Source organism: Leptotrichia hofstadii (assembly GCF_007990525.1).
In the GTDB taxonomy this organism is placed as follows: domain Bacteria; phylum Fusobacteriota; class Fusobacteriia; order Fusobacteriales; family Leptotrichiaceae; genus Leptotrichia; species Leptotrichia hofstadii.
In genome coordinates, this window is sequence record NZ_AP019823.1 from 570,604 (window position 1) to 596,118 (window position 25,515).

General features: G+C 34.8%; 19 protein-coding genes, 3 tRNA genes and 3 rRNA genes. 20 read left to right on the forward strand and 5 right to left on the reverse strand.

All coding sequences use genetic code 11. The features are described 5' to 3' along the window. Positions 1 to 413: 413 nt before the first annotated feature. The 9 genes from FVE77_RS02780 to FVE77_RS02820 all read left to right on the forward strand — a co-directional run bounded on the left by FVE77_RS02780 (position 414) and on the right by FVE77_RS02820 (position 8,517). Positions 414 to 1,652, forward strand: a complete 1,239-nt coding sequence (locus FVE77_RS02780; protein WP_026745780.1) for a D-alanyl-D-alanine carboxypeptidase family protein — start codon at positions 414 to 416, stop codon at positions 1,650 to 1,652. 86 nt (positions 1,653 to 1,738) lie between these two features. After that, on the forward strand, positions 1,739 to 2,524 hold the full coding sequence (murI, locus tag FVE77_RS02785; RefSeq protein ID WP_021769273.1) for a glutamate racemase: 786 nt from the start codon (positions 1,739 to 1,741) through the stop codon (positions 2,522 to 2,524). 57 nt (positions 2,525 to 2,581) lie between these two features. Then, positions 2,582 to 3,217 (forward strand): Holliday junction branch migration protein RuvA, encoded by a 636-nt coding sequence (gene ruvA, locus FVE77_RS02790; RefSeq protein WP_026745779.1) that lies wholly within the window; start codon positions 2,582 to 2,584, stop codon positions 3,215 to 3,217. Between the two features lie 332 nt (positions 3,218 to 3,549). Continuing rightward, a 16S ribosomal RNA gene (locus tag FVE77_RS02795) occupies positions 3,550 to 5,061 on the forward strand. Between the two features lie 42 nt (positions 5,062 to 5,103). Next, a tRNA-Ile gene (locus tag FVE77_RS02800) sits at positions 5,104 to 5,180 on the forward strand. An 11-nt stretch (positions 5,181 to 5,191) separates the two neighbouring features. Further along, a tRNA-Ala gene (locus tag FVE77_RS02805) sits at positions 5,192 to 5,267 on the forward strand. Between the two features lie 75 nt (positions 5,268 to 5,342). After that, positions 5,343 to 8,250, forward strand: a 23S ribosomal RNA gene (locus tag FVE77_RS02810). A 62-nt stretch (positions 8,251 to 8,312) separates the two neighbouring features. Beyond that, a 5S ribosomal RNA gene (rrf, locus tag FVE77_RS02815) occupies positions 8,313 to 8,425 on the forward strand. The 16S, 23S and 5S rRNA genes sit together here with 3 tRNA genes alongside, the layout of an rRNA operon. A 15-nt stretch (positions 8,426 to 8,440) precedes the next feature. Beyond that, positions 8,441 to 8,517: transfer RNA gene (locus tag FVE77_RS02820), tRNA-Asn, on the forward strand. Between the two features lie 387 nt (positions 8,518 to 8,904). Here the strand turns inward: FVE77_RS02820 and FVE77_RS02825 are convergent. From FVE77_RS02825 to hisS, 4 genes are all read right to left on the reverse strand, one after another. Continuing rightward, positions 8,905 to 9,117: a zinc ribbon domain-containing protein gene (locus tag FVE77_RS02825; RefSeq protein ID WP_026745560.1), complete on the reverse strand. Its 213-nt coding sequence runs from the start codon at positions 9,115 to 9,117 to the stop codon at positions 8,905 to 8,907. A gap of 168 nt (positions 9,118 to 9,285) precedes the next feature. After that, positions 9,286 to 11,067, reverse strand: coding sequence for an aspartate--tRNA ligase (gene aspS / locus FVE77_RS02830; protein WP_026745561.1), 1,782 nt, complete (start codon positions 11,065 to 11,067; stop codon positions 9,286 to 9,288). Between the two features lie 40 nt (positions 11,068 to 11,107). Then, positions 11,108 to 11,806, reverse strand: a complete 699-nt coding sequence (locus FVE77_RS02835; protein WP_026745562.1) for a DUF554 domain-containing protein — start codon at positions 11,804 to 11,806, stop codon at positions 11,108 to 11,110. Between the two features lie 7 nt (positions 11,807 to 11,813). Beyond that, the gene (hisS, locus tag FVE77_RS02840) at positions 11,814 to 13,067 is read right to left on the reverse strand and encodes a histidine--tRNA ligase (RefSeq protein ID WP_026745563.1); all 1,254 of its coding nucleotides are present in this window, start codon (positions 13,065 to 13,067) and stop codon (positions 11,814 to 11,816) included. A 360-nt stretch (positions 13,068 to 13,427) separates the two neighbouring features. On the opposite strand from hisS, the gene FVE77_RS12605 reads away from it, so the two are divergent. Beyond that, positions 13,428 to 13,586, forward strand: a complete 159-nt coding sequence (locus tag FVE77_RS12605; RefSeq protein WP_036087633.1) for a hypothetical protein — start codon at positions 13,428 to 13,430, stop codon at positions 13,584 to 13,586. A gap of 35 nt (positions 13,587 to 13,621) precedes the next feature. Continuing rightward, positions 13,622 to 13,795 carry a hypothetical protein gene (locus FVE77_RS12610; protein ID WP_026745565.1) on the forward strand — a complete coding sequence of 58 codons (174 nt, stop codon included), beginning with the start codon at positions 13,622 to 13,624 and terminating at the stop codon, positions 13,793 to 13,795. 98 nt (positions 13,796 to 13,893) lie between these two features. Here FVE77_RS12610 and FVE77_RS02845 read toward each other — a convergent pair whose 3' ends face one another. Then, a complete protein-coding gene (locus FVE77_RS02845) occupies positions 13,894 to 14,751 on the reverse strand; it encodes a YitT family protein (RefSeq protein WP_026745566.1) in 858 nt (285 codons plus the stop codon). A 450-nt stretch (positions 14,752 to 15,201) separates the two neighbouring features. On the opposite strand from FVE77_RS02845, the gene FVE77_RS02850 reads away from it, so the two are divergent. From FVE77_RS02850 to prmC, 9 genes are all read left to right on the forward strand, one after another. Next, positions 15,202 to 15,825 carry an MliC family protein gene (locus FVE77_RS02850; protein WP_006804936.1) on the forward strand — a complete coding sequence of 208 codons (624 nt, stop codon included), beginning with the start codon at positions 15,202 to 15,204 and terminating at the stop codon, positions 15,823 to 15,825. A gap of 154 nt (positions 15,826 to 15,979) precedes the next feature. Then, on the forward strand, positions 15,980 to 18,448 hold the full coding sequence (locus FVE77_RS02855; protein ID WP_026745567.1) for a helicase C-terminal domain-containing protein: 2,469 nt from the start codon (positions 15,980 to 15,982) through the stop codon (positions 18,446 to 18,448). Between the two features lie 38 nt (positions 18,449 to 18,486). Continuing rightward, positions 18,487 to 20,535, forward strand: coding sequence for an HD family phosphohydrolase (locus FVE77_RS02860; protein ID WP_026745568.1), 2,049 nt, complete (start codon positions 18,487 to 18,489; stop codon positions 20,533 to 20,535). 19 nt (positions 20,536 to 20,554) lie between these two features. Beyond that, positions 20,555 to 21,016, forward strand: coding sequence for an rRNA maturation RNase YbeY (gene ybeY / locus FVE77_RS02865; protein WP_408610396.1), 462 nt, complete (start codon positions 20,555 to 20,557; stop codon positions 21,014 to 21,016). 18 nt (positions 21,017 to 21,034) lie between these two features. After that, entirely contained in the window at positions 21,035 to 21,892 is an 858-nt protein-coding gene (locus FVE77_RS02870; protein ID WP_051254461.1) for a diacylglycerol kinase, read from the forward strand. 139 nt (positions 21,893 to 22,031) lie between these two features. Then, positions 22,032 to 22,166, forward strand: a complete 135-nt coding sequence (locus tag FVE77_RS12960) for a hypothetical protein (protein ID WP_269472256.1) — start codon at positions 22,032 to 22,034, stop codon at positions 22,164 to 22,166. Positions 22,167 to 22,202: 36 nt separating this feature from the next. Next, positions 22,203 to 22,337 (forward strand): hypothetical protein, encoded by a 135-nt coding sequence (locus FVE77_RS12965; protein ID WP_269472244.1) that lies wholly within the window; start codon positions 22,203 to 22,205, stop codon positions 22,335 to 22,337. A gap of 897 nt (positions 22,338 to 23,234) precedes the next feature. After that, positions 23,235 to 24,317 (forward strand): peptide chain release factor 1, encoded by a 1,083-nt coding sequence (prfA, locus tag FVE77_RS02875; RefSeq protein ID WP_006804929.1) that lies wholly within the window; start codon positions 23,235 to 23,237, stop codon positions 24,315 to 24,317. Continuing rightward, positions 24,310 to 25,446: a peptide chain release factor N(5)-glutamine methyltransferase gene (prmC, locus tag FVE77_RS02880; RefSeq protein ID WP_026745571.1), complete on the forward strand. Its 1,137-nt coding sequence runs from the start codon at positions 24,310 to 24,312 to the stop codon at positions 25,444 to 25,446. The genes prfA and prmC overlap by 8 nt, the downstream gene beginning before the upstream one ends. Positions 25,447 to 25,515 lie beyond the last annotated feature (69 nt).

Here is a 25,515-nt window from a genome sequence, read left to right on the forward strand (position 1 = left end):
GCGTTACAGTGTAAATAAAGATTTTGTTGGAAAATAGAAGTTGTCAAGGCTTGAAATATCCTTACTCAAGAAAAACTTCAGATGAAATTTATCTGAGTTTTAAAAGTTGTAGATATTTTCATAATTTTTATAAAAAATAATAAATTTTATACTAATTAAAAATTTAAAGATAGTGAAAATGTTTTTGTCAGGAATATTTAAATATTTTGAAGAGTTGTAAATTAGGCTAATTATAGTGGTTATAATCTAAAATTAATGTCAACTTTGCAGTTTAAAAATAATCGGAAAATATAAAAAAATCAAGAGAAACAGATTTTATCAAGAAATTCACAAATGAAAAACTAATAAACGAGTGTTAAAATACATTTTGGTAAATTTATTTAGATAATGAAAAGAGGTTAAAAGGAATAAAAATGAAAAAAAAGTTAAACATTGGTAGAAGAAGTAAAAAAATAATTATATCCATGGCATTTTTAACAGTCTCAGCACTTTCGTTTGCTAGCGGAGAAGATTATTATGACTACAAATCGCTCTTGATTGGGGATATTAATGGAAATATTATAAAAGAGGACAACAGTTCAGCTGTAAGACCTCTGGCATCGGTAACAAAAATTATGACATCAATATTAACATTGGATAAAATAAAAAATGGACAAATTTCATACGAAGATAAGGTAACAGTTTCAGCAAAAGCCGCTTCAGTTCCGTATGGAATAAAATTAACTGCTGGAAAGCAATATACAGTAAGAGATCTGTTAAAGGCAACAATTATAAAATCATCAAATAATGCGGCATACGCTCTTGCCGAGTATGTCGGAGGGGATGTTTCAAACTTTGTGCATTCAATGAACGAAAAAGCTAGAAGTTATGGACTAAATTCTCTTAGATACTGTTCTCCGCACGGATTGCCGCCTAGCTATACAGGTTCATGCATGGATCAGGGAAACGCAAAAGATTTGTACAAACTTGCTCAAATAACATTAAAAGATTACAGTGAATACTTGAATTTTTCAAAAAATAAGACGGATTATGTAGACAACGGAAATACAAAGGTAACTTCAACAAATTCACTTTTAGGAAATGTGCTGGGAGTGGACGGAATAAAAACAGGTTATCACGATGCTGCCGGTTCCAATATAGTTTTGACTGCAAACAGAGGAAATGACAGAATGATTGCTATTATTCTTGGTTCAAACAGAGCTAAGGACAGAAACGCAATTGGAGCAAAGGAAATAAATGATTATTACGCTAACGGATATGCAAGAAAAGCAAGCATGAACACTAATACTTCAAGACATGTTGAAAGTACCCATAATACTGACAGTACGGAAACTAGTAAAAATTCCAAAGGAAATAGTAAAGTAGATCAGTTTTTCAATATGATTTTTGGAAAAAATCATAACAATTCAGCTGGTAAAAAAATGAAAATCATAAATAAGAATGATGTTGTGGCAACAGCAACAATAGAAGATGTTAAATATAATCTCTATCCGACAAAGGATGTGGAAATAACTGCAACCGAGCGTCCAAACTTAACTTATTCAGTCAACCTTAATTCAGGAGTGACTAAGGAAAGCCGTGGAAAAATTGTAGGAACATACGTTGCAACTGATGGTACATTGACTTATAGCGGAGAATTAATTATGAAATAAACTGAAATAAAAATAGAGCTGTTTTTTAACGGCTCAATTTTATTGTTTTAGATAAACATTTTGAATATACAAAGAAAGGAAGTACAATGTCAATTGGTGTATTTGATTCTGGAATTGGGGGGCTAACAGTATTAAAAGAAATTAGAAAAGTCCTCCCAAATGAAAAAATATATTATTTTGGAGATACTGCAAGAGTTCCGTATGGAGAAAAAACAAAAGAATTAATTATTCGATATTCAAAAGAAATAGTTGAATTTTTGCTAGAAAAAGATGTGAGTGCAATCGTAGTAGCCTGCAATACAGCAACGGCACTAGCCTTAAAGGAGTTGAAGGAAATATTTAAAATTCCTATTATAGGAGTAATTGAAGCAGGTGCAAGAACGGCGATAAATACTACAAAAAGTAATGAAATTGGGGTGATAGGAACAAAAGCAACGATAAAATCAGAAAAATACATAGAAGAAATAAAGCTTTTCAATCCAAAAGTAAAAGTTTTTCAGAAAGCTTGTCCGCTTTTTGTACCAGCAGTAGAAGAAGGGATTTTAAGTGGAAAATTAGTAAATCAAATAATAAAAACATATCTTGATGATTTTGAAGAGAAAATCGACACATTAATATTAGGTTGTACTCATTATCCTTTGTTAAAAGATGCAATTAGTAAAATTTATCCTGATATAAAAATAGTAGATCCAGCAAAAGAAACAGCTTTAGATTTAAAAAGTATTTTACAAAAAAATAAATTTTTAAAAAACGATGCTCTTAAAAATGAAGAAGTAAATTATTATGTAACTGATGGACAGGAAAAATTTAAAGAAATCGGTATTATGTTTTTAGAAGAAAATATTAAAAAAGTAGAGCTCGTTAAATTGTAATAATAGAAATTATATTATATAGAAATAGTTATAACATATTATAAAGAAAGGAAATAAATGTTTGAATATATTTCTGGAAAATTAACAATAAAAAAAATTGATTATGTAGCCTTAGATATAAATGGTTTGGCGTATAAAGTATATGTATCCTTAAAAACATTTGAAAAATTAGATAACATTGGAAATGATGAAAAATTATACGTTTATACAAATGTAAAGGAAGACGATATTTCATTATATGGCTTCAAAACCCAAAATGAAAGAGAACTTTTCAAGGCATTAATAAGTATAAGCGGTGTAGGACCTAAACTTGGAATTGCAATACTATCGACATTTAATACACGTGAAATTATTGATATTGTAAATGAAAATGAATCAAAGATTTTCACAAGAGTTCCAGGGCTAGGAATAAAAAAAGCCCAAAAAATAATTTTAGACTTAAAAGATAAAGTAAAAAAACTAGATTTAACAGAAACAATAGAAGAAATCAGTGATATATCATCAGGTAAATTAATAACATCAAACACATCAAATCCAAAATTACTATTAATGAAAGAAGATTTAAAGTTAGCTTTAGAATCTTTAGGATACATAAATAGTGATGTTTCTAAATGGATAACAGATAAGGAATTAGCACAAGTGAAAGATATAAGTGAAGCTATAAAAATGATTTTACAAAAAATTCAAAAATAAAAAGGACTTGAAAAGAAGGTAAAACTTCTAAAGTACAAAATATTGTACATAATACAAATTAAACTTAGATTTTAAAGCACTTTCTAAGAAATAAAAAATAGACTACGAATAAAAATATTCAAAAACACAAATTTTTTGAAAAAAAGTAGTTGACAAATAAATCCAGTTATGATAATATATATCCTGTCGATACGAAATCGTGTCGCAGGACAATTGAGATAAGAATAGAAGAAGCAATAATGTGTAAAAGATAAATAACAGTCAAGAGCTCTTGTTGTAAAACAAGATTCTCGTCAAGACGAAGGTGGAACTTAAATATATGTAAAATATATTGAATGAAGAGTTTGATCCTGGCTCAGGATGAACGCTGACAGAATGCTTAACACATGCAAGTCTTTGGCGAATCTGTGCTTGCACAGGCTAGCCAAGGCGGACGGGTGAGTAACGCGTAAAGAACTTGCCCTGCAGACAGGGATAACAGACGGAAACGACTGACAACACCTGATACAGTTGCCGGCACGCATGTGCCCGGCAATGAAAAGAGATGCTGCGGGAGAGCTTTGCGTCCTATTAGCTTGTTGGCGGGGTAACGGCCCACCAAGGCGATGATAGGTAGCCGGCCTGAGAGGGTGGACGGCCACAAGGGGACTGAGATACGGCCCTTACTCCTACGGGAGGCAGCAGTGGGGAATATTGGACAATGGGGGCAACCCTGATCCAGCAATTCTGTGTGCACGAGGAAGGTTTTCGGATTGTAAAGTGCTTTCAGCAGGGAAGAAGGAAGTGACGGTACCTGCAGAAGAAGCGACGGCTAAATACGTGCCAGCAGCCGCGGTAATACGTATGTCGCAAGCGTTATCCGGAATTATTGGGCATAAAGGGCATCTAGGCGGCCAGGCAAGTCTGGGGTGAAAACTTGCGGCTCAACCGCAAGCCTGCCCTGGAAACTGCCTGGCTAGAGTGCTGGAGAGGTGGACGGAACTGCACGAGTAGAGGTGAAATTCGTAGATATGTGCAGGAATGCCGATGATGAAGATAGTTCACTGGACGGCAACTGACGCTGAAGTGCGAAAGCTGGGGGAGCAAACAGGATTAGATACCCTGGTAGTCCCAGCCGTAAACGATGATTACTGGGTGTGGGCATGAAGAGTGTCCGTGCCGAAGCAAATGCGATAAGTAATCCGCCTGGGGAGTACGGCCGCAAGGCTGAAACTCAAAGGAATTGACGGGGACCCGCACAAGCGGTGGAGCATGTGGTTTAATTCGACGCAACGCGAGGAACCTTACCAGATCTTGACATCCCACGTATGCCTGCGAGAGCGGGCAGTGCCTTCGGGAACGTGGAGACAGGTGGTGCATGGCTGTCGACAGCTCGTGTCGTGAGATGTTGGGTTAAGTCCCGCAACGAGCGCAACCCCTATCGCCAGTTGCCATCATTAAGTTGGGGACTCTGGCGAGACTGCCTGCGAAGAGCAGGAGGAAGGTGGGGATGACGTCAAGTCATCATGCCCCTTATGATCTGGGCTACACACGTGCTACAATGGCCGGTACAGAGAGCTGCGAGGCGGCAACGCCCAGCGAATCTTCAAAGCCGGTCCAAGTTCGGATTGAAGTCTGCAACTCGACTTCATGAAGCTGGAATCGCTAGTAATCGCAGATCAGCAATGCTGCGGTGAATACGTTCTCGGGTCTTGTACACACCGCCCGTCACACCACGAGAGTTGTCTGCACCTGAAGCTGCCGGTCTAACCGCAAGGAGGAAGGCATCTAAGGTGTGGACAGTGATTGGGGTGAAGTCGTAACAAGGTATCCGTACCGGAAGGTGCGGATGGATCACCTCCTTTCTAAGGAGCTAATTCACTGCACTGCTTCTTCGCATATCTTATGGGCGTGTAGCTCAGGTGGTTAGAGCACTGTGCTGATAACGCAGGGGTCGCTGGTTCGAGTCCAGCCATGCCCACCATATTATGTCTTGGGGATATAGCTCAGTTGGGAGAGCGCTGCCCTTGCAAGGCAGAGGTCAGCGGTTCGAACCCGCTTATCTCCACCAATTAATTTTTAGGACAATGGGAAATGAATAGTAGGTAAAAGATTACAATGAAACTGGAGTAAAAGTTATTCTGGATAAAAAGCTGACAAGGGCACACGGAGGATGCCTAGGCAACAACAGCCGACGAAGGACGTGATAAGCTGCGATAAGCCGGGAGGAGATGCACATAATCGTTGATCCCCGGATCTCCGAATGGGAAAACCTGCATGCCTGGAGGGCATGCGTGAAAACGGTAAGCCCGCGAACTGAAACATCTAAGTAGCGGGAGGAAAGAAAAGTAAAAACGATTCCCTCAGTAGTGGCGAGCGAACGGGGAAAAGCCTAAACCGTGCCAGTGCCAAGCGGACAGCGTTGCTGGCACGGGGTTGCGGGACTTCCATTAACGGATTGTCATAATGTTTAAGCTGTATGCATGTAAGTGGAACCAGCTGGGAAGCTGGACCAAAGAAGGTGATAGTCCTGTAGAACATAAAATGCATATGGTGACTGGAAGCACCCGAGTAGCGTCAGGCACGAGGAATCTGGCGTGAATCAGCGTGGACCATATCACGCAAGGCTAAATACTGTTGTTGACCGATAGTGAAGAGTACCGTGAGGGAAAGGTGAAAAGAACCCTGAGCAAGGGAGTGAAACAGAATTTGAAACCGTGTGCTTACAAACGGTAGGAGCGCTTTACGCGTGACTGCGTGGATTTTGGTTAATCATCCTGCGAGTTATGATCAGTGGCAAGGTTAATAAAGCGGAGCCGAAGGGAAACCGAGTCTTAACAGGGCGACAAGTCGCTGGCCATAGACGCGAAACCTAGTGATCTAGGCCTGTCCAGGCTGAAGCTGAGGTAAGACTCAGTGGAGGGCCGAACTCACCGCCGTTGAAAAGTTGGGAGATGAGGCAGGTCTAGGGGTGAAAAGCCAATCGAACTAGGAGATAGCTCGTTCTCTCCGAAATGCATTTAGGTGCAGCCTTGACGTCAAGATATGTGGGGGTAGAGCTCTGTATGGTCTAGGGGGCGTACTGCTTACCGAAATCAAGCAAACTTCGAATACCATATATTAATAGTCGGGGAGTGAGTCCGCGGATGACAAGGTCCGCGGACGAGAGGGGAACAGCCCAGACCGCCAGCTAAGGTCCCTAATTATGTCTAAGTGGGAAAGGAGGTGGATATTCACAGACAACCAGGAGGTTGGCTTAGAAGCGTACCATGCCTTGAAAGAGTGCGTAACAGCTCACTGGTCGAGAGTATCTGCGCCGAAGATGTAACGGGGCTAAGACATAAACCGAAGCTGCGGAGGCGTGTCTGCACGCCTGGTAGGAGAGCGTTCTGTAGGCCGTTGAAGGAATGCCGCAAGGCCGTTCTGGAGGTATCAGAAGTGAGAATGCAGGAATGAGTAGCGAGAAGGCGGGCGAGAATCCCGCCGGCCGGAAGTCCAAGGTTTCCAGGGGAAGGTTTGTCCGCCCTGGGGAAGTCGGGACCTAAGCATAAGCAAAAATGTGATGGCGAATGGAAAACAGGTTAATATTCCTGTACCGCTGTTATCGCCTGAGAGACGGAGTGACGCAGGAAGGTATGCGGGAAGGCTGACGGAATAGCCTTTCTAAGGGCGTAGCATGGGCATGCAGGAAAATCCGCATGCCTAAATGTGAGACCTGACGGGTAAGTGCATCTTGCATAAGCCGCAGATCCTACACTGCCGAGAAAAACTTCTATCGATGAGAACCAGCGCCCGTACTGTAAACCGACACAGGTGGACAGAGTGAGAAACTTAAGGCCGACAGGATAACTCTAGCTAAGGAACTCTGCAAAATAGCCCCGTAACTTCGGGAGAAGGGGTGCCCGACATACCGCGAGGAGAAGCGCCTCAAGGGGAAACAGGCCGCAGTGAAGAGTCCCAAGCAACTGTTTACCAAAAACACAGGTCTATGCTAAGCTGAAAGGCGACGTATATGGGCTGACACCTGCCCAGTGCCGGAAGGTTAAGAGGAGGAGTGAGAGCTCCGAATTGAAGCCCCGGTGAACGGCGGCCGTAACTATAACGGTCCTAAGGTAGCGAAATTCCTTGTCGGGTAAGTTCCGACCTGCACGAATGGTGAAATGATTTGGGAGCTGTCTTGGCTGGAGACCTGGTGAAGTTGTAATGCCGGTGAAGATACCGGCTACCTGCAGTAGGACGGAAAGACCCCGTGGAGCTTTACTGTAGTTTGGCATTGGGTTTTGGCTGTGTGTGTATAGGATAGTTGGGAGACTGTGAAGTTAAGGCGTCAGTTTTAACAGAGTCGCCGTTGGAATACCAACCATATGCCGTTGAAATTCTAATCTGGAAGCGGAGACAGTGCTAGATGGGCAGTTTGACTGGGGCGGTCGCCTCCCAAAGAGTAACGGAGGCGTTCAAAGGTTCCCTCAGGCTGGATGGAAATCAGCCTAGGAGTGCAAACGCATAAGGGAGCTTGACTGCAAGACTGACGGGTCGAGCAGGCACGAAAGTGGGAGTTAGTGATCCGGCGGTTCCGTATGGAAGGACCGTCGCTCAACGGATAAAAGCTACCCCGGGGATAACAGGCTGATACTTCCCAAGAGTCCATATCGACGGAAGTGTTTGGCACCTCGATGTCGGCTCGTCTCATCCTGGGGCTGGAGAAGGTCCCAAGGGTTGGGCTGTTCGCCCATTAAAGAGGCACGCGAGCTGGGTTCAGAACGTCGTGAGACAGTTCGGTCCCTATCCACTGCAGGCGCCTGAATACTGAAAAGATCTGACCTTAGTACGAGAGGACCGGGTTGGACAGACCTCTGATGTACCAGTTGTCACGCCAGTGGCATGGCTGGGTAGTCACGTCTGGGACGGATAACCGCTGAAAGCATCTAAGCGGGAAGCCGGCTTTGAGATGAGTGTTCGCAGTATCCATGGAGAACACATGGTTGATAGGCCAGGGGTACAAGCGCAGCAATGCGTTCAGCTGACTGGTACTAATATTACATCTGCTTTTTAGTCAATCTTTTACTGCTACTATTTATTTCCCATTGTCTTAGCTAGACAGTTTAGTTTTTTGAAGTTTGGTGATGCTAGCAGCAGGGATACACCCGGTCACATTTCGAACCCGGCAGTTAAGTCTGCTTACGCCTACGATACTTGGATTCGTCCCGGGAAAATAGGCAGTTGCCAAACTTTTTTCTTTTGCGTGTCTCCGTAGCTCAGCCGGTTAGAGCATCTGACTGTTAATCAGAGGGCCGTTGGTTCGAGTCCAACCGGGGACGCCATTTTTTTTTGCAAAATTTCATAAGAGTTTAAAGCAATGAGGCATAAAGTATTGGACAGCATGTTATTGTGGGGAATATGGGCAACTTAGGCAGGGAAGCTTTGATAGGGAAGGATTAAGGCGTTCTTGCCTTTTTTTGTTTTCAAGGATGAGTGATTATCTATTTCAAAGCTGCTTTTCTGAAATATCTCTACTGTTCAAGCTTTTTAAAAATATTTCTATTCGATGTTCCTAATATTTAATGAGAATTTATTTCTTTTATTTAAATTTAAAAATACGATATGACTCCAATTTTAAAGAGGTTTATAACTAGGTTGGAAATAAAAAAAACTGCTTCATTTACAATACTGAAACAGTTTTTGAATAAATATGCTTATTAATAATGATGTTATTTAGGAACTTCATAGGCTTGGTGACAAATCGGACATTTCATAAATTCCTGCTTCTTGCTTATTGGAAAAACAGGTATCCAAAAAAGCGTAAACCATTGCTGTGTACTTATAAACTCTAAGTCTGATAAATTGTGACATCGAGAACATTCGTATGTTCCCACTACGCCTAGATTTTTTATTTTATTTTTTGTTCCAAATATTATAATCATTTTAGACAGTTCTCCTTTCAGTTTTTAGGTTAAAAATATGCATCACCATTTTCAATATTACCTATAATATATCCAATTGTAATACATTTAAACACAAAATATTTAATAAAAATAATATCAAATATTTTAATTTTCTCATTTTAGTTACCTTAATTCTTTTTAAAATTACTAATTTTCTTTTTCAGTTTCTAATAATTTCAATCTTAAATCTTCTGCAAGTATATTTTCTTCAATTTCAGCAGGAGCTCCTGTCATCAAATCCTGTCCTTTATTTGTTTTAGGGAATGGGATTACTTCTTTTATAGAATTTTCTTTTAGCATTGCCATAAGCCATCTGTCGATTCCAAAGGCAAGACCTCCGTGCGGTGGTACTCCATATTTCAGAACTTCCAAAAAGAAGCCAAATTTTTCTTGTTGTTCTTCTTTGTTAAGCCCTAATTTTTCAAATACTTTTTCCTGTAATTCCTCTTCGTGAATTCTGATACTTCCTCCACCGATTTCATAACCGTTTAGAACCATATCGTAGGAATCTGTTTTAATCTTATCAAGCTCATTTGAATCAAGATATTTTCTATCTTCTTGCTTTATTGAAGTAAACGGATGATGTTGAGCCTTATATCTATTTTCCTCTTCGCTCCATTCAAACATTGGGAAGTCAATTACCCATAGGAATTTGAAAGAATCTTTGTCAATTAATTCTAGTTCTTCTCCAAGTTTTAGTCTTAATGCTCCCAGTCCGTCGTGGACAATTTTGTATTTATCAGCTAGAATTAAAGCAATTTCATTATTTTTAATTTCCAATTTTTGAGTAATTTCAGCCAGTTTTTCTTCGGTAAAAAATTTGGCAATTGGAGAATTAATTTCACCATCTTCATTAATTTTGATATAAGCTAGTCCTTTTGCTTTGAAATATGTTTTTACAAAGTCTTCTAAATCTTTGATGTATTTTCTTGAAAATTTTTCAGCATTTGGAGCAACAATCGCTTTTACATTTCCACCATCTTTTACTGCATTTTCAAATACTCCAAATCCACAATTTTGTGTTTCTTTGGATAAATCAATTAATTTCATGTCAAATCTTAAATCAGGCTTATCTGAACCATAAAAATTCATTGCATCATCATAACTCATTCTTTCAAAGTTTTCAGTAATTTCAATGCCTGTAACATCTTTAAATACTTGTTTTGCAAGTGCTTCTGTCACATTTAAAATATCTTCTTGCTCAATAAACGACATTTCCAAGTCCAATTGTGTAAATTCAGGCTGTCTGTCGGCTCTTAAATCCTCGTCTCTAAAACATTTTGCAAGCTGGTAATATTTATCAACACCCGATACCATAAGTATTTGCTTAAATAACTGTGGAGATTGCGGCAAAGCATAAAAGTCGCCTTTGTTTATTCGGCTTGGAACAACAAAATCTCTCGCTCCTTCGGGAGTGGCTTTCGCTAAAATAGGAGTGTCAATATCTAAAAATCCATTTTCATTCATAAATTTTCTAATTGAAAACAGCATATCGTTTCTTTTTATAATGTTATTTAACATTCTTGGACGTCTTATATCGAGGTATCTGTAAGTTAGACGCATATTTTCATTAAGATTTCCTGTTTCATCAATTTCAAATGGTAATTGTTTAGAACGGCTCAGAATTTCAATATTTTTTGCTTCAACTTCAATATCTCCAGTAGGAATATTTTTATTTTTGCTGCTTCTTTCAGCTACTTTTCCAGTAACTTTTATAACCCACTCATTTTTTAATTTTCTAGCTTCTTCAAAAAGTTCTTTTCCTGAAACTTCTTCATTTACTAAAATTTGAGTAATTCCATATCTATCTCGCAAATCAATGAATGTGAAATGCCCCAAATCCCTAACTTTTGAAACCCATCCAGATAAAACAACTTCTTCTCCGATGTTTTCCATTCTTAATTCATTTAATTTATAATTTCTGTACATTTTATTTCCTTTCTTTATATTCAAATTTCTTTTAATTTATTTATATAAAAATCTCTAAAATAATTGGTATAAATAATGCCGGCAACATATTTGCAATTTTTATTTCTTTTTTTAATAATAAATTTACTCCGATTGCCATAACCATTATTCCACCAAGAAAATTTATATCTGAAATTGTTTTTTCAGTTAAATATGGTTTTAGATAATTAGCAAAAAGATAGAAAAATCCTTGGTAAATAAAAACTGAAACAGCTGAAAACATAACGCCTATTCCATATAGAGATGTTATAACGATGGAAATTACTCCATCTAAAATTGCTTTTATCTTTAACGTTGTATCGTCACCTGTAAGTCCGCTGTTTATTGCTCCTACAATTGCCATTGCTCCTGTACAAAATAAAATTGTAGCAGTTGAAAAGCCTTTTGCAAAACTTTTTTCAGTATCATTAGTTTCTGAATTTTTGATAGCAAAATTAAGTTTTTTTTCCAAAAATAATCCCAAATTTTTTAATTTTAAATCAATATCTATGATTTGTCCAATTATCGAACCGATAATCAGATAAATTAAAACAATAATATCTCGATTTGAATTTATCGTGCTTTTCAAACCAGCAACTATTATAAATAGTCCGGCACACTCCATTATAAGATCTTTCATTTCATTTTTAAATTTATGGCCTACGAAAAATCCTATCAAACTACCCAAAATAATAGCTAAAAAATTTATAAAATTTCCCATAGCCCCCCTATTTTTCAAGACTCTTTCTTTCAAAATGTTTCAAAACTTGCTCAAAACTGTATTTTTCCTGTTCTCCAGTACTAAATTTCTTTATTGTAACTACATTTTCTTTTTGTTCATCTTCACCTAAAATCAATACATAGTCTGCATTTTCACGGTTTGCCTTTTTCATTTGGGCTCCAAAACTTTTTGGATTGTAGTCAAAGTTGACTTTTATTCCATTTTTTCGTAGTTCTTCTACTATTTTTACAAAATATTCTTTTGTTTCGTCAAAATAAATAACGTAAATCTTGCTTTCTTCTTTTGCAATCAAATTTTCGTCCATAAGCATTGCAATTCTTTCCATTCCAGCCGCAAATCCTATTCCCGGTACTTTTGCATTTCCAAGTATTTCAAGGAGCCTGTCGTAGCGTCCTCCAGCCAGTACAGTTGCCTGCGAACCTAATTTGTCGGATTTTATCTCAAAGACTGTATCGGAGTAATAGTCAAGTCCACGCACCAGCTTGTCATTTACCACATAATTAACATTCATCAATTCAAGATATTTTTTTGTATCTTCAAAATAATTTTTACTTTCTTCATCAAGATAGTCGTATAATTTCGGGGCATTGATAAATTGTTCCTGATCGCCTTTATCCTTTGAATCTAATGCTCTTAGCGGATTTGTTGCATATCTTCGTTTTGAGTCGTCACTAAGTTTATCCAGCCTTTTTTCCATAAATGCTTTTAAATCATCAATGTATTTTTTTCTTGATTCAATATTTCCTAGACTGTTTATTTCCACAACTAAGCCAGTAATTCCAAGTTTTTCAAGAAATTCACATCCCATTCGGATGATTTCTGCATCAAGGTAAGCAGAACGGACTCCAAACATTTCAATACCAATTTGGTGAAATTCTCTGAATCTTCCTTTTTGTGGGGCTTCGTAACGGTACATTGGACCATGATAAAACCATTTTACAATTGGAGAGGATTTGTGGAAACCAGCTTCCAAATAGGCACGCACGACTCCAGCGGTACCTTCTGGACGCATTGTAACATTTCTGTTGCCTTTGTCTGTAAATTCGTACATTTCCTTTGAAACAACATCTGTTTCATCTCCAACACCACGTCTAAAAAGCTCAGTTTCTTCCAGAATAGGTGTTATAATTCGTTCAAATCCATATTTTTCAAATACATTTTTTGCTGTATCAACAATTAAGTCATATTTTTTTACATCGTCAGAATATCTATCTTTCATTCCCTTTAAAACATTAATCATTCTTAATTTGTCCTTTCATTACATGCAATTTTAGCAATTAAAAATTTATCTTCTCATATTATATCAAAAAATGTAAGTTATTATCAACATTTATTTTGAATTTACCTTCAAGTAGTCAAATAAGAAGGTTTTACGTTAAATAGGACTTTCGCTATTAGTGTTAAATGATAGGTCATTATAACTGTTATTGTGAAATAAGAGGTATGGCATCCGATGCTTCTGCGTCAAAAGAACTGATACTAAATAAAATAAGAAAAAATTGATTTTTATTAATTCTAAAGGTATACTATAATAAATAGGGAATAAAGATTGAAAAAGGAGCTGTTGAAAATGTGAACAAGAATAGTTAGAGTAATATTAATGATAATTTTTGGAATGATTGTTGTTAGTTGCAGTCTTTTTGATGCTGATGAGTGGAGAGAAGCACACAGAGAGCGAGTAAAAAATGGAGAAAAATGTTACGAAAAATCTAATGGAACTTTTTATTGTGAAGATAAGTATGGAAACAGGACTTACTAACTAAACTGAGAATAAATGAAAAGGAGTTGTTGAAAATGCGAACAAGAATAGTTAGAGTAATATTAATGATAATTTTTGGAATGATTGTTGTTAGTTGTAGCCTTTTTGATAGTAATGAGTGGAAAGAAGCACATCGTAGAAGTGTTGAGCATGGTAGAACATGTTATGAAAGAGCAAATGGAAGTATTTATTGTAAGGATACTAAATAGTAAAGAGTTATTTGAAAAAATAAATAGGTGTTAGAGAAAGCCTTTTGTAATAAAGTATTATTGTAATTGGCTTTCTCTTTTTTTGTGAAATGTAAAAATTAATGTAATTGATCGAAACCTTCTCCAAAAACTTTTGTTGTGTCGGTTACTGTTACAAAGGAAGTTGGATCGTGAATTTTTAGGAATTTTCTTAGCTGAATGAACTGCCTTCTTTCGATAATTGTGAGTAAAATATCCTTTTCAGCTCCAGAATAGCCTCCAACGGCTTTAAGCACAGTGCAGCCTCTGTCAAAGTCTTTTAAAATGTAGTTTAGCACGATGTCCTTGTTTGAAGTGATAATCATAATCTGCTTACGTGAATTAAATCCTTCAATAAACTTGTCAATGATAAATCCTGTTACATAAACACTTAAAAGTCCCACAAGTCCCAGTTCAATTCCAAAGGCGAAAATCGCTAAAAGAGTAACAATTGCGTCTACGATGAAGCTAGACATTCCGTAACTGATGTGGCAATATTTTGTAAGAATTCTTGCAATGATTGAAGTACCGCCAGTAGAAGCTTCATAAAAATATATAATCGTTATTCCTAAAGCACATAATGCGCTTCCAAAAATTGTCGCTAAAATTAAATCGTGAGTAAGAGCATAGTTAGGGTAAAATTTTTCAAAATATGAAAGAAAAACGGATAAAATTACCGTAGCATAAATGCTTTTTATACCAAACTGCCCACTGATTACAATAAACGCAAGTGTAAACAGGATAAAATTGCTAACTGCAACAAAGAATCCTGTTGAAATGTTAAAAATACTATTGACAACCAGTGCCAGCCCTGTTACTCCGCCACTTGCTATTTTATTCTGGAAAAAGAAAAAATGTAATCCAAACGCCAGGATAAAAGTTCCAAGTCCAATTAAAAAATACTCTTTAATCAAGGTAAAAATTGTATTTGTTCTCATAAAAATGTCCTTCATCAAAAATTTACGTTAATTCAGGATAACGCATGCTCCTTTTTTGAATTATACATGATATTTCTTTTTTTTTCCTTTAAATTTTTTACTAATATTTGAAAAATTTTACTAAATTAATGTAACACATGTTATTTTTTTCGATAAATAAAGGATTTAAAACTAATAAAAAAATAGAAATTATTGTTTTTCATGGTTAAATTATGATTAAAAATATGGAAAAATTTTTTCATAAAATAATTGAAAATTTGAAAAAAGTATGGTATACTCCTATTGAAATTTTAGAAGGTATTCAAAAAATTTCAAAAATGTAATTATTATAGCCAGATTACTTTAAAATGGATACAGTTTGGGCTATTCTCAAACAGAACTTATATGTTTCATTTTTAGGAGTTTGAGCATATAATAAAAAAATAAATTGAAGAAAAGAGAGTGAGTGTTATGAAATCAGCAAACAAAATGATTTTAACAGCTTTAGTTGGAGTTTTAGCTCTTAGTTCTATTGGTTTTTCAGCAGTGAGAGCAAGATCTTCAAGAAAAGCATCAAATGTAACAAGAAAATTTAGCTGCAGCAGCAGAGATGTGACAGTACAAAATCTTTCAACAGACAAAGTAAGATTGACAGATGGAAATGGAAAAGTTTACAATCTGAAATTAACAAGATCTGGTAGTGGAGAAGAATACACAGGTGGAGGAGTTTCTATTCACATAAAAGGAAACGACGCAGTCTTCACAAAAAATGGAAGTGATGAAAGCTGCTCTATGACAGCAAGTGACAACTCAGGAAGCTACAACCAAAGTTCTAGCAGCAACTTGCTAAGAAAATACAGCTGTGATGGTTATCAAGACATAACAGTTGAAAACGTTTCAACAGACAAAGTAAAAGTAGCTGACGGTTATGGTGGAATTCACACTTTAAGTTCAGCAACATCTGGTAGTGGAGAAAGATATTCAAATGGAAATATCTCAATTCACATGAAAGGTAATGATGCTATTTATACTGAAAATGGAAAAGATAAAAGCTGTAGCCTTCAAAACTCTGGGCATGGTTCAATTAACGAATAAAGCCTGAAAAATTGAAATTAACAATTAAAAACTAATTTAAAAAGCTGTTTATATAATTTTTAAAATTATATCAAATGGCTTTTTTCTATATTTTTAAAAAGAAAAGTTGAAAAAAAGCCTATTATATAGTAAAATCTTTACTATAGGAGGAAAGATGAAAATTGCTGAATTTATTAGTGCAAAGGCAATGGAAGATATGCGTCTGGAAATCAGTGAATCTGGTGGGAATGAAGTCTTTTTCAGAGGGATTCCTGATGGAGAAGGGATTGTTTCTGCAGTCGAGGTTATTGCAAGAGGAAATTCCAGCTCTGTTGCTGCATTATTAAATATGATGAGAAAAAATGAAGTTATAATACATAATCATCCATCTGGGGTGCTGATTCCATCAGATGAGGATGTGAATATTTCCAGCATGTATGGGGAAGTTGGGGGAGCTTCATACATTGTGAATAATGCTGTGGATGATATTTATGTGATTGTGCCTTTAAAAGAATTTATAAAAATAGATGTGGATGAATATTTTGGAGAAAATGGGGCTATCCATAAGAATTTTGGCAAATTTGAGGTACGGCGTGAGCAGTATGAAATGGCTAAGTTTATTGAAAATAGCATGAATGAGAATAAGAAACTTATAGTAGAGGCTGGTACTGGTACTGGAAAGACGATTGCCTATTTATTGCCAACATTGCTTTACGCGATTGAAAATAATCTAAAGGTAATTGTTTCCACAAATACCATCAATTTACAGGAACAGCTTATTAATAAAGATATTCCGCTTTTAAAGAAAATTATTGACGAGGATTTTAATTATCAGATCGTAAAGGGACGAGGGAATTATCTTTGCAAGAGAAAACTTTACAATATAGATGTTACAGAGAAGGAAACAGATACGGAAGAGGAAAAAAATGAAAAAAATATTATAAGAAATCTTATTGACTGGGATAAAAATGTTACGAGGACAGGTGACAGGAATGAACTGAAATACGAAATTTCAAACAGTATCTGGGAAAAAGTGAATAGTGAAGCGGATATGTGTAAAGGAGTAAAGTGTCCGTATTATTCAAAATGCCACTTTTTTAATGCTAGAAAAAATATTGCGGATGCAACACTTCTTATTGTTAATCATCATATGTTCTTTGCAGATTTAGCAATTAGAAATCAGACAGGATTTTATACAAATTATTCAATTTTGCCAAATTATGATATTGTTGTTTTTGATGAGGCTCACAATATAGAAGATACGGCTCGAAATTATTTTACTTTTGAAACGTCGAAAATATCATTTGGACGGCTTATGGGGAATATTTATAATAGACGTGTTGTAAATTCTAGTAATGGTGGGGCTATCGTAAGGTTAATGACTTATCTGAACGAAAGTCTTTCAAGTGAAGAATATGAAAAAGTTGATGAATTGAAGGAAGATGTTATTGCGGAATTGAATGTATTTTACGATAAAGGAATAGATATTTTTGATAAATTGATTTATCTTTTTTCAGAAAATAATAACAACAGGGAAATCAAGATAAAGATTGATAAGCAGAAAATGCGAAGTAATAAGGCTTTTCGTGAAGTTATGGAAATTAATAGTCAATTTAAGGAAAGTTATGGAAATTTAGTTATAAGAATTAACAAGTTTTTGAATACTGTGAGCAATTATAATTTAGAAGACAAAGAGGGTTTTTTATTTGAATTTTCAAGATACTATGAAAGATTGAAGCAGTATTATAAGAAATTTGAATTTATTCTGGAAGGGAAAGAAGAAGGGTATGTTTACTGGGCTAATGTTACTACTGTCCGTCCAAATGTAAAATTATACGCTACTCCTTTTGATATTTCAGATGAACTGAATGATAATTTGTTTACAAAAATGGATAGGATGGTTTTTACTTCAGCAACACTTGCTGTTGACAATAAGTTTGACTATTATAAAAAAAGTATTGGGCTTATGAAGGAAAATCGTAGAAAAATAGATGAAAAAATTGTAAAATCGCCATTCGATTATGAAAAGCAAATGAAAGTTTATATTCCAGAAGATGCACTTGATCCAACAAATATTGAATTTATAAGGGATTTGGAAGAATTTATTGAAGGCGTGATAAAAAGTACGAAAGGACACTGTTTTTTATTATTTACTTCATACAGTACTTTGAACTTTTTGTACAACCAGTTAAAATCACGTTTTTCAGAAAAGGAATATACGCTTATAAAGCAAAATGATTTTCCACGGCATGAAATGATAGAAATATTTAAAAATTCTAAAAATCCGATATTATTTGGGACAGACAGCTTTTGGGAAGGTGTCGATGTACAGGGAGAACAGTTGAAATCAGTAATTATCACAAAATTGCCATTTAAAGTGCCAAATGATCCTGTAACTGAGGCGATTATTGAAAATATTAGAAAAAATGGACAAAATCCATTTAATGACTATCAGGTTCCGCAGGCTGTAATTAAGTTTAAGCAGGGAGTTGGAAGGCTTATAAGAAGTAAAACTGACAGCGGAAATATTATAATTCTTGATAATAGAATAATAAAAAAAATGTACGGAAAAAAATTTTTAGCGACTTTGCCAAGAAACAAGGTGGTTGAAAGTAAAAGTGAAATTTTAAAAAAGATGAAGTAAAAAGGGAGTTTTATAAAATTTAGGAAAGGAAAGGGAAAATGAGAGTAAATATACTAGGGCGAGAATTTGTTTTTGAAGTGAAGGAAAGAAAGACTAAAAGCAAAGAAACACAGTATAAAGTCAAAAACAAGTTCATGTTCAGATTTATTATTTTGACAATAACATTTATGATATTTGGAATAATTATCGAAATGTCGAGATTAAATGTGAATTATGTTGTTGGCAGCATTGCAAAATCTGATATTGTGGCTTATAAAAATGTATCTTATTTTATAGATATTTTGGACGACAGCATTGAAGAAAAAATAATGAAGACTACGCAGCCTGAATTTGATAAACTGAAGGATGTGAATAGAGAAACTATAATTTCGCTTAACAAATTTTTACGTGATGTACGAAATTTATCTGATGATGCAGCGATTAAAGGGTATATAAAAGATAATAAGTACACGTTTTCGGTTGAGGATATTAAGGAAATAAAGGCAAGAACTGAAAATGTTGAGTATTCTGTAAATCTGACGGACATTATATCAGAAATTTATAGTGATGGAATTTATAAAATGGAAAATCTGTCAAAAATAATACGAAAAAAAGATATAAAAGCTGATAATCTGGATATGAAAGTTCTGCAAAATTTTATGAAGCCAAATCTGGTTATTAATGAAGAGGCTACAAAGAAAAAAATTGCAGACAATATGATGTCGTTAAGGGATAAGGAAATTAAGATTTATAAAGGAGACATTATTGTAAAAAAAGGCGAGACGATTGATTCAGATGCGCTTTTAAAGCTGGAAAAGTTAAATCTGGTAAGAAATGGAGACAAGTTCAGAAAAATAGTTGGACTTGCTGCTACATTTTCGCTTCTTATGATTTTAATTTATTATTTACTCAGAAAAAACGCGAAAAAAGTTGTAGAATCGAAAGCGTTTTATCCGACACTTCTCACAATAATGTTTGTAAACACCATCTATATTTTGTTTTTGAACAATGAATTTTTTATTTATTTACTTCCATTTGCAATGCTTCCGATTATATCGACGATTTTGGGAAACAGGGCATACGCAATTATAATGACGTTTTCAAATATGATTATTCTGTCACGGGAAGAATCGTGGTTTCTAGTTACAATAGCAGTTTCGCTAGTTGCAATTTATAAGGCTGCAAATCTTGTAAGCAGAAGTGATATTGTAAAACTCAGTTTCTTTCTGGGAATATTTCAGGCTTTGATGTCGTTTAGCTATGGGCTTGTTAACCAGTCAAGCTTTGGTTTGATGATGTTAATGATAGTATTTTCAGTGTTTTCAGGAATTCTGACTGGAATGGTGTCGCTTGCGGTGCTGCCATACTTTGAAGATTACTTTGAAATACTGACAACGATGAAATTGCTGGAACTGAGCGATTTTTCACATACATTGCTTAAACAGATGCTTATGAAAGCTCCTGGAACTTTTCATCATAGCATAATGGTTGGAGCTCTTGCGGAAGGAGCGGCTGAAAGTATAGGAGCAAATGCTACGTTTGCAAGGATTGCGTCATATTATCACGATATTGGGAAAATGAAGCGTCCAGAATTTTTTGTAGAAAATCAGCGGGACGGAGTCAATCCCCATAATAAGATAAAACCGTCGTTAAGTGCATTAATATTGACTTCGCATACAAAAGATGGATATATTATGGGAAAAGAGAATAAATTGCCAAGTGAGATACTGGATGTAATACTACAGCATCATGGAACAACGCTGACACAGTATTTTTACTACAAGGCTTTAGAAAATGGAGAAGAAGTTGTGGAAAGCAATTTCCGATACAGCGGGCCTAAGCCAAAGACAAAGGAATCAGGAATAATCCTTTTGGCAGATACAGTGGAAGCGGCTACAAGAACGCTTGAAAACAAAAGCAAGGAAGGAATTGAAAACTTTATCAGGTATCTAGTAAAATCCAAAATTGAAGACAAGCAGCTAAGTGATTCCGATTTAACTTTGGGAGAAATAGAAACCGTAGTGCAGTCATTCATAAATACACTGCAAGGTGTTTACCACGAAAGAATAAAATATCCAAAAATGGATGAAAAAATGAAAAAAAATTAAAGCTAAAATGGAGAAAATTATGTTAAGCATTGATATAACTTATGATATTGAACAAATTGACAATTTTTTTGATGAAGAAAAAATAAAGGAATTTGTCAGCTACATCTTAAAGGATGAATACAAGGAAGAATTTGACAAAAATGAATATTATTTGTCATTATTAATTACAACAAATGCGCAAATTCAGGAAATAAACCGTGAATATCGTCAAAAAGACACTCCAACCGATGTAATTTCTTTTGCTTATAATGAAACTGAAAACTTCGGAGCAATGAATATGCTGGGAGACATTGTAATCTCAATCGAGCGTGTAAAAGAGCAGTCTAGTGAATACGGACATTCTGATGAGCGGGAATTTTATTATGTTTTGTGTCACGGAATGCTGCATTTACTGGGATACGACCACATTGAAGAGAAAGATAAAGTTGTTATGAGAAGACGAGAAGAGGAAATTTTGAGTAAATTTAATTATTGCAGATAAATTTACCTGTAATTAAAAATGGAAAGGAGTAGAAAATTGGAAGAAAAAAATAGAGAAAATAAAGATAAAGAAACTAAGAAGGCGAAAAAGTCAATATTTTCATTCTTTCATAAGAAAGATAGGTATAATTGGGATATAATGAAGGAACGGGCAAGAGATAAACGGCTTGTGGACAGTTTTAATTTTGCGATTGACGGTATGATTTCGGCATTACGGAATGAAAAGCATATGAAAGTACATATACTTGCGGCAATTGTTATCGTGATTTTGGCAATTTTAATAAATGCGAGCAAAGTGGAGATTCTTGTGATTTCACTGTCGGTGTGCTTTGTAATAATTACGGAGCTTATAAATACAGCCGTTGAAGCGCTTGTGGATTTGGTTTCTCCTGAACGGCATCCACTTGCAAAATTGGCTAAGGATGTGGCGGCTGGGGCAGTATTGGTTGCGGCGATAAATGCAGTCTGTGTTGGATATTTGCTGTTTTATGATAAATTGCTAGATGTTTTTGATGGTACGAACAAATTGCATATTATAGCGGGAAGAAAGGGTAATATTACACTTTTAATATTACTTCTGGTTGGAATTTTAGTAATCGTCCTAAAATCCTTTTTTCAAAAAGGTACACCTCTTGAAGGAGGTATGCCGAGCGGACATAGTGCCATAGCTTTTGCAGCTTTTGGAATATTGCTTTTTATGACATCTGACATAAGAATATTAATTTTAGGTTTTTTTATGGCAGGATTGGTAGCACAGAGCCGTGTTAAATCTGGAATTCATAGCATAAGGGAAGTTCTTGCGGGTGGACTGCTTGGATTTTCAGTTGCATTTATCATATTGTTTGTAATGCTGCAATTTGGGATTTTGTATAATTAACACTAGCTCTGTCTTAGATAATGAATTTATTACAAATTTTTCTAATTAAAGGATAAAACTTAATATTTTAATTGATAAAAAGGAGATAATATTCAATGTTTAAGAAAATTTTACTCTGTTCATACTTGTTATGTCCGTCGTGGGATGTGAATTGTTTGATGCAAAAAGATGGGATAGAATAAATCGAGAAGATGCTGAAAGAGGTGTGAAATGTTATGAAAGGGCTAACGGTGATTATTACTGCAAGGATAGATACGGAAACATAACATACTAACCTCAATGCGACATGGAAAAGATATTGGGGTGGATAATGAGAATAAAAAAAGGAATGAAATATATACAAAGGGCAGGGACTTTCCGTACAGGAGAAGGATTTCTTGCCCTTTTTTCTTTTTTTATTTTCGTAGGATTGCTCATTGCCGCAAATCCTACAACCTATGGCTAGTCTACGACATTTTTCTGTGCTGACAAAAAACTCGCTATGCTCAGACAGTTTTGCCATCACAGAAAAATGCTCCGACAAATTAATTTATATTAGAATCTGTTTAAAAAGTGAAAATTATATTTTAAGTTTTTAAATGTAAAAAACTAAAATCTAAATATAATAATTTTTATAATTTAATATAAGAATGTCGTAATTTTTTTGAAATGGAAACGACTAAACACATTTATGTGTTTCTTTCGCCATAACCTTTATCGCAAATATATTTTATGGAGTTGTTATAGTCTTTATTTGCGAAAGTGAGCGTCAGCGAGTTTCGTTTTCGTAGTAATTCAGGTTTATCCAAATAATAAATGTTTTGACTACTTTCCCAAATAAAATTTGGGAATATTCCAAAAAAATGTTTAGACAAGCCAGGGTTAGTGCGTAGCACTTTCGTCATTTTCTTTAATATGCTATTAGTTAAATATGTTAAAATAACTATTATTGCGAAATGAGGGGAAATGGCGACTGATTTCCCTTGCTTATATAATTAAAGGAAAAACATAGTAATATAAAAAATATTTATTAATAATAAACAGTTTTTGAAAATCTGAATAAAAATTCCTTATATAAATACTTAAAAATTAGATTTAAATTTTTTAACAAGGATTAAATTAATTATTATAGATTTTTTTTATTTCATTTTTTAGTTGTATTTTCAGAAGTATATTTTACATTAGTGCTACATTTGATTATACAATACACCATACAAGAATTGATAGAAATTTGTACAAGAAAAAATTGAAAAAAGTTTAAAAATATGCTACAATAATTGGTGTTGAAAGTTACTTTATTAAAAAAAATCAACATAATAAAATTCAAAAATTATTTAAAAATTTAGGAGTTGAAAAATAAATTATGTTTCAAAAATTAGACGATGTTGTCTTAAAGCATAAAGAACTTACAGAAATGCTTATGGATCCTGAAGTTGTTTCAGACCCAAAGAAAATTATGGAGTATAATAAGGCTTTAAACAGCATTGATGAAGTTGTTCAAAAATATACATATTACAAAAATCGTAAAGAGGAAATGGAAAGCCTGAAGGAAGATTTAAAAGCTGAAAAAGATTCAGAAATGAAGGAAATGATGCTTGAAGAAATTCATTCAATCGAAGAAGAAATTCCACAGCTTGAAGAAGAATTAAAGATACTTTTACTTCCAAAAGATCCTAACGATGATAAAAATGTTATCATGGAAATCCGTGCTGGAGCGGGTGGAGATGAAGCGGCATTATTTGCAGCTGATATTTTCAGAATGTTTACAAGATATGCAGAAAGAAACCGTTGGAAAACTGAAATCATTGACAAAAGTGAAATTGGGGTTGGCGGACTGAAGGAAGTAACGTTCCTGATTAAAGGTAATGGAGCTTATTCAAGATTAAAATTTGAAAGCGGAGTTCACCGTGTACAAAGGGTTCCGGCTACTGAATCTTCTGGAAGAGTTCACACATCTACAATTACAGTTGCAGTATTGCCTGAAATAGATGATGTAAGTGAGGTTGAAATTAATCCAAGTGATTTAAAGATTGACACATACAGATCAAGCGGAGCGGGTGGTCAGCACGTAAATACTACTGATTCTGCCGTAAGAATTACTCACTTGCCAACTGGACTTGTGGTAACTTCGCAAGATGGACGTTCACAAATAAAAAATAGAGAGGCTGCAATGAAAGTACTGGCTTCTAAGCTATATGAAATGGAATACGAAAAACAAAGAAGCGCAGTTGAAAACGAAAGACGTTCGCAAGTTGGAAGTGGAGATAGATCAGAAAAAATCAGAACTTATAACTTTCCACAGGGAAGAGTTACAGATCATAGGATTAAATTGACGCTTCATAGACTTGAAGGTGTTCTGGATGGGGATTTGGACGAAATGATAGATGCTCTGATTGCTTATGAACAGGCAGAATTATTAAAAGAGGTTGGAAGTAGCAATGAATAATTTGCTGGATATTTTGAATAAATCGGTTAATTATTTGGAAAAAAAAAATATAAAAAATGCTAGATTGACAGCAGAAAGTATAATTTCAGAAGTAATGGGAATGGAAAGAATAATGCTTTATGCTGAATTTGAGCGTATGTTATCAGAAGATGAATTAAAAAAAATTAGAGAAAAACTAAACGATATAGTAAATGATGATAAAAAAATATCTGAGAATAATGATTTTGAAAATAATGAAAAATCTGAAAAGCAGTTAAAATTGCTGCTTGATAAAAGCATTTCATATCTTAAAAAAAATAATATTGATGAGAGCAGGTTAATTGCTGAAATTGTATTTTCACATGTTTTGAATACAGATAGAATGATGCTTTTTACAAAGTATAGAGACGAAATTGAAAATGAAAAAATCGAAAAAATCAGATATTTTATTCAAAAAATCGGACGTGAAAAATTTCCAGTTCAATATTTGTTAAATGAACAGGAATTTTATGGAAGAAAATTTTACGTTGACAAGGGAGTTTTAATTCCACGTCAGGATACTGAGGTTTTGGTTGAAAAGATGATTGAAATTTTAAAAAATAATATTCTAAAAAATAAAAATTTAGAAAAAAATTTAAAAATTCATCCAAAAATACTTGATATTGGCGTTGGAAGTGGTATAATAGGAATAACAGCCGCATTGGAAATAAAGGATTCCTATGTATTAGGCGTGGATATTTCTGAAAAGGCGCTTGAAACTGCTGAAAAAAACAAGGAACTTTTAAAAGTTCCAAATATAAAATTTTTAAAATCAAATTTATTTGAAAATATCGAATTTAAGCAGTTTGATATGATAGTGTCAAATCCACCGTATATTTCCCTTAATGAAGCTGGTATTATGTCAGATGACACTTTATTGCATGAGCCAAGTGAAGCACTTTTTGCAGAAAATGACGGATTATATTTTTATTATGAGATTTGTCAGAAAGCACTTGATTATTTGGCTGATTTTGGGTATTTACTATTTGAAATTGGCTATAAGCAGGGGAAAAATGTTGCTGAAATTATGACAAGCTCAGGCTTTAAAAATGTGGAAGTTATAAAGGATTTAGCTGGACTGGATAGAGTTGTCGTGGGACAGAAATTATAAATAAAATTAAAAATTAACAAAGGGATTAGATAATTTCAGATTTTTATTTCATTATAAAATTGGAATTTA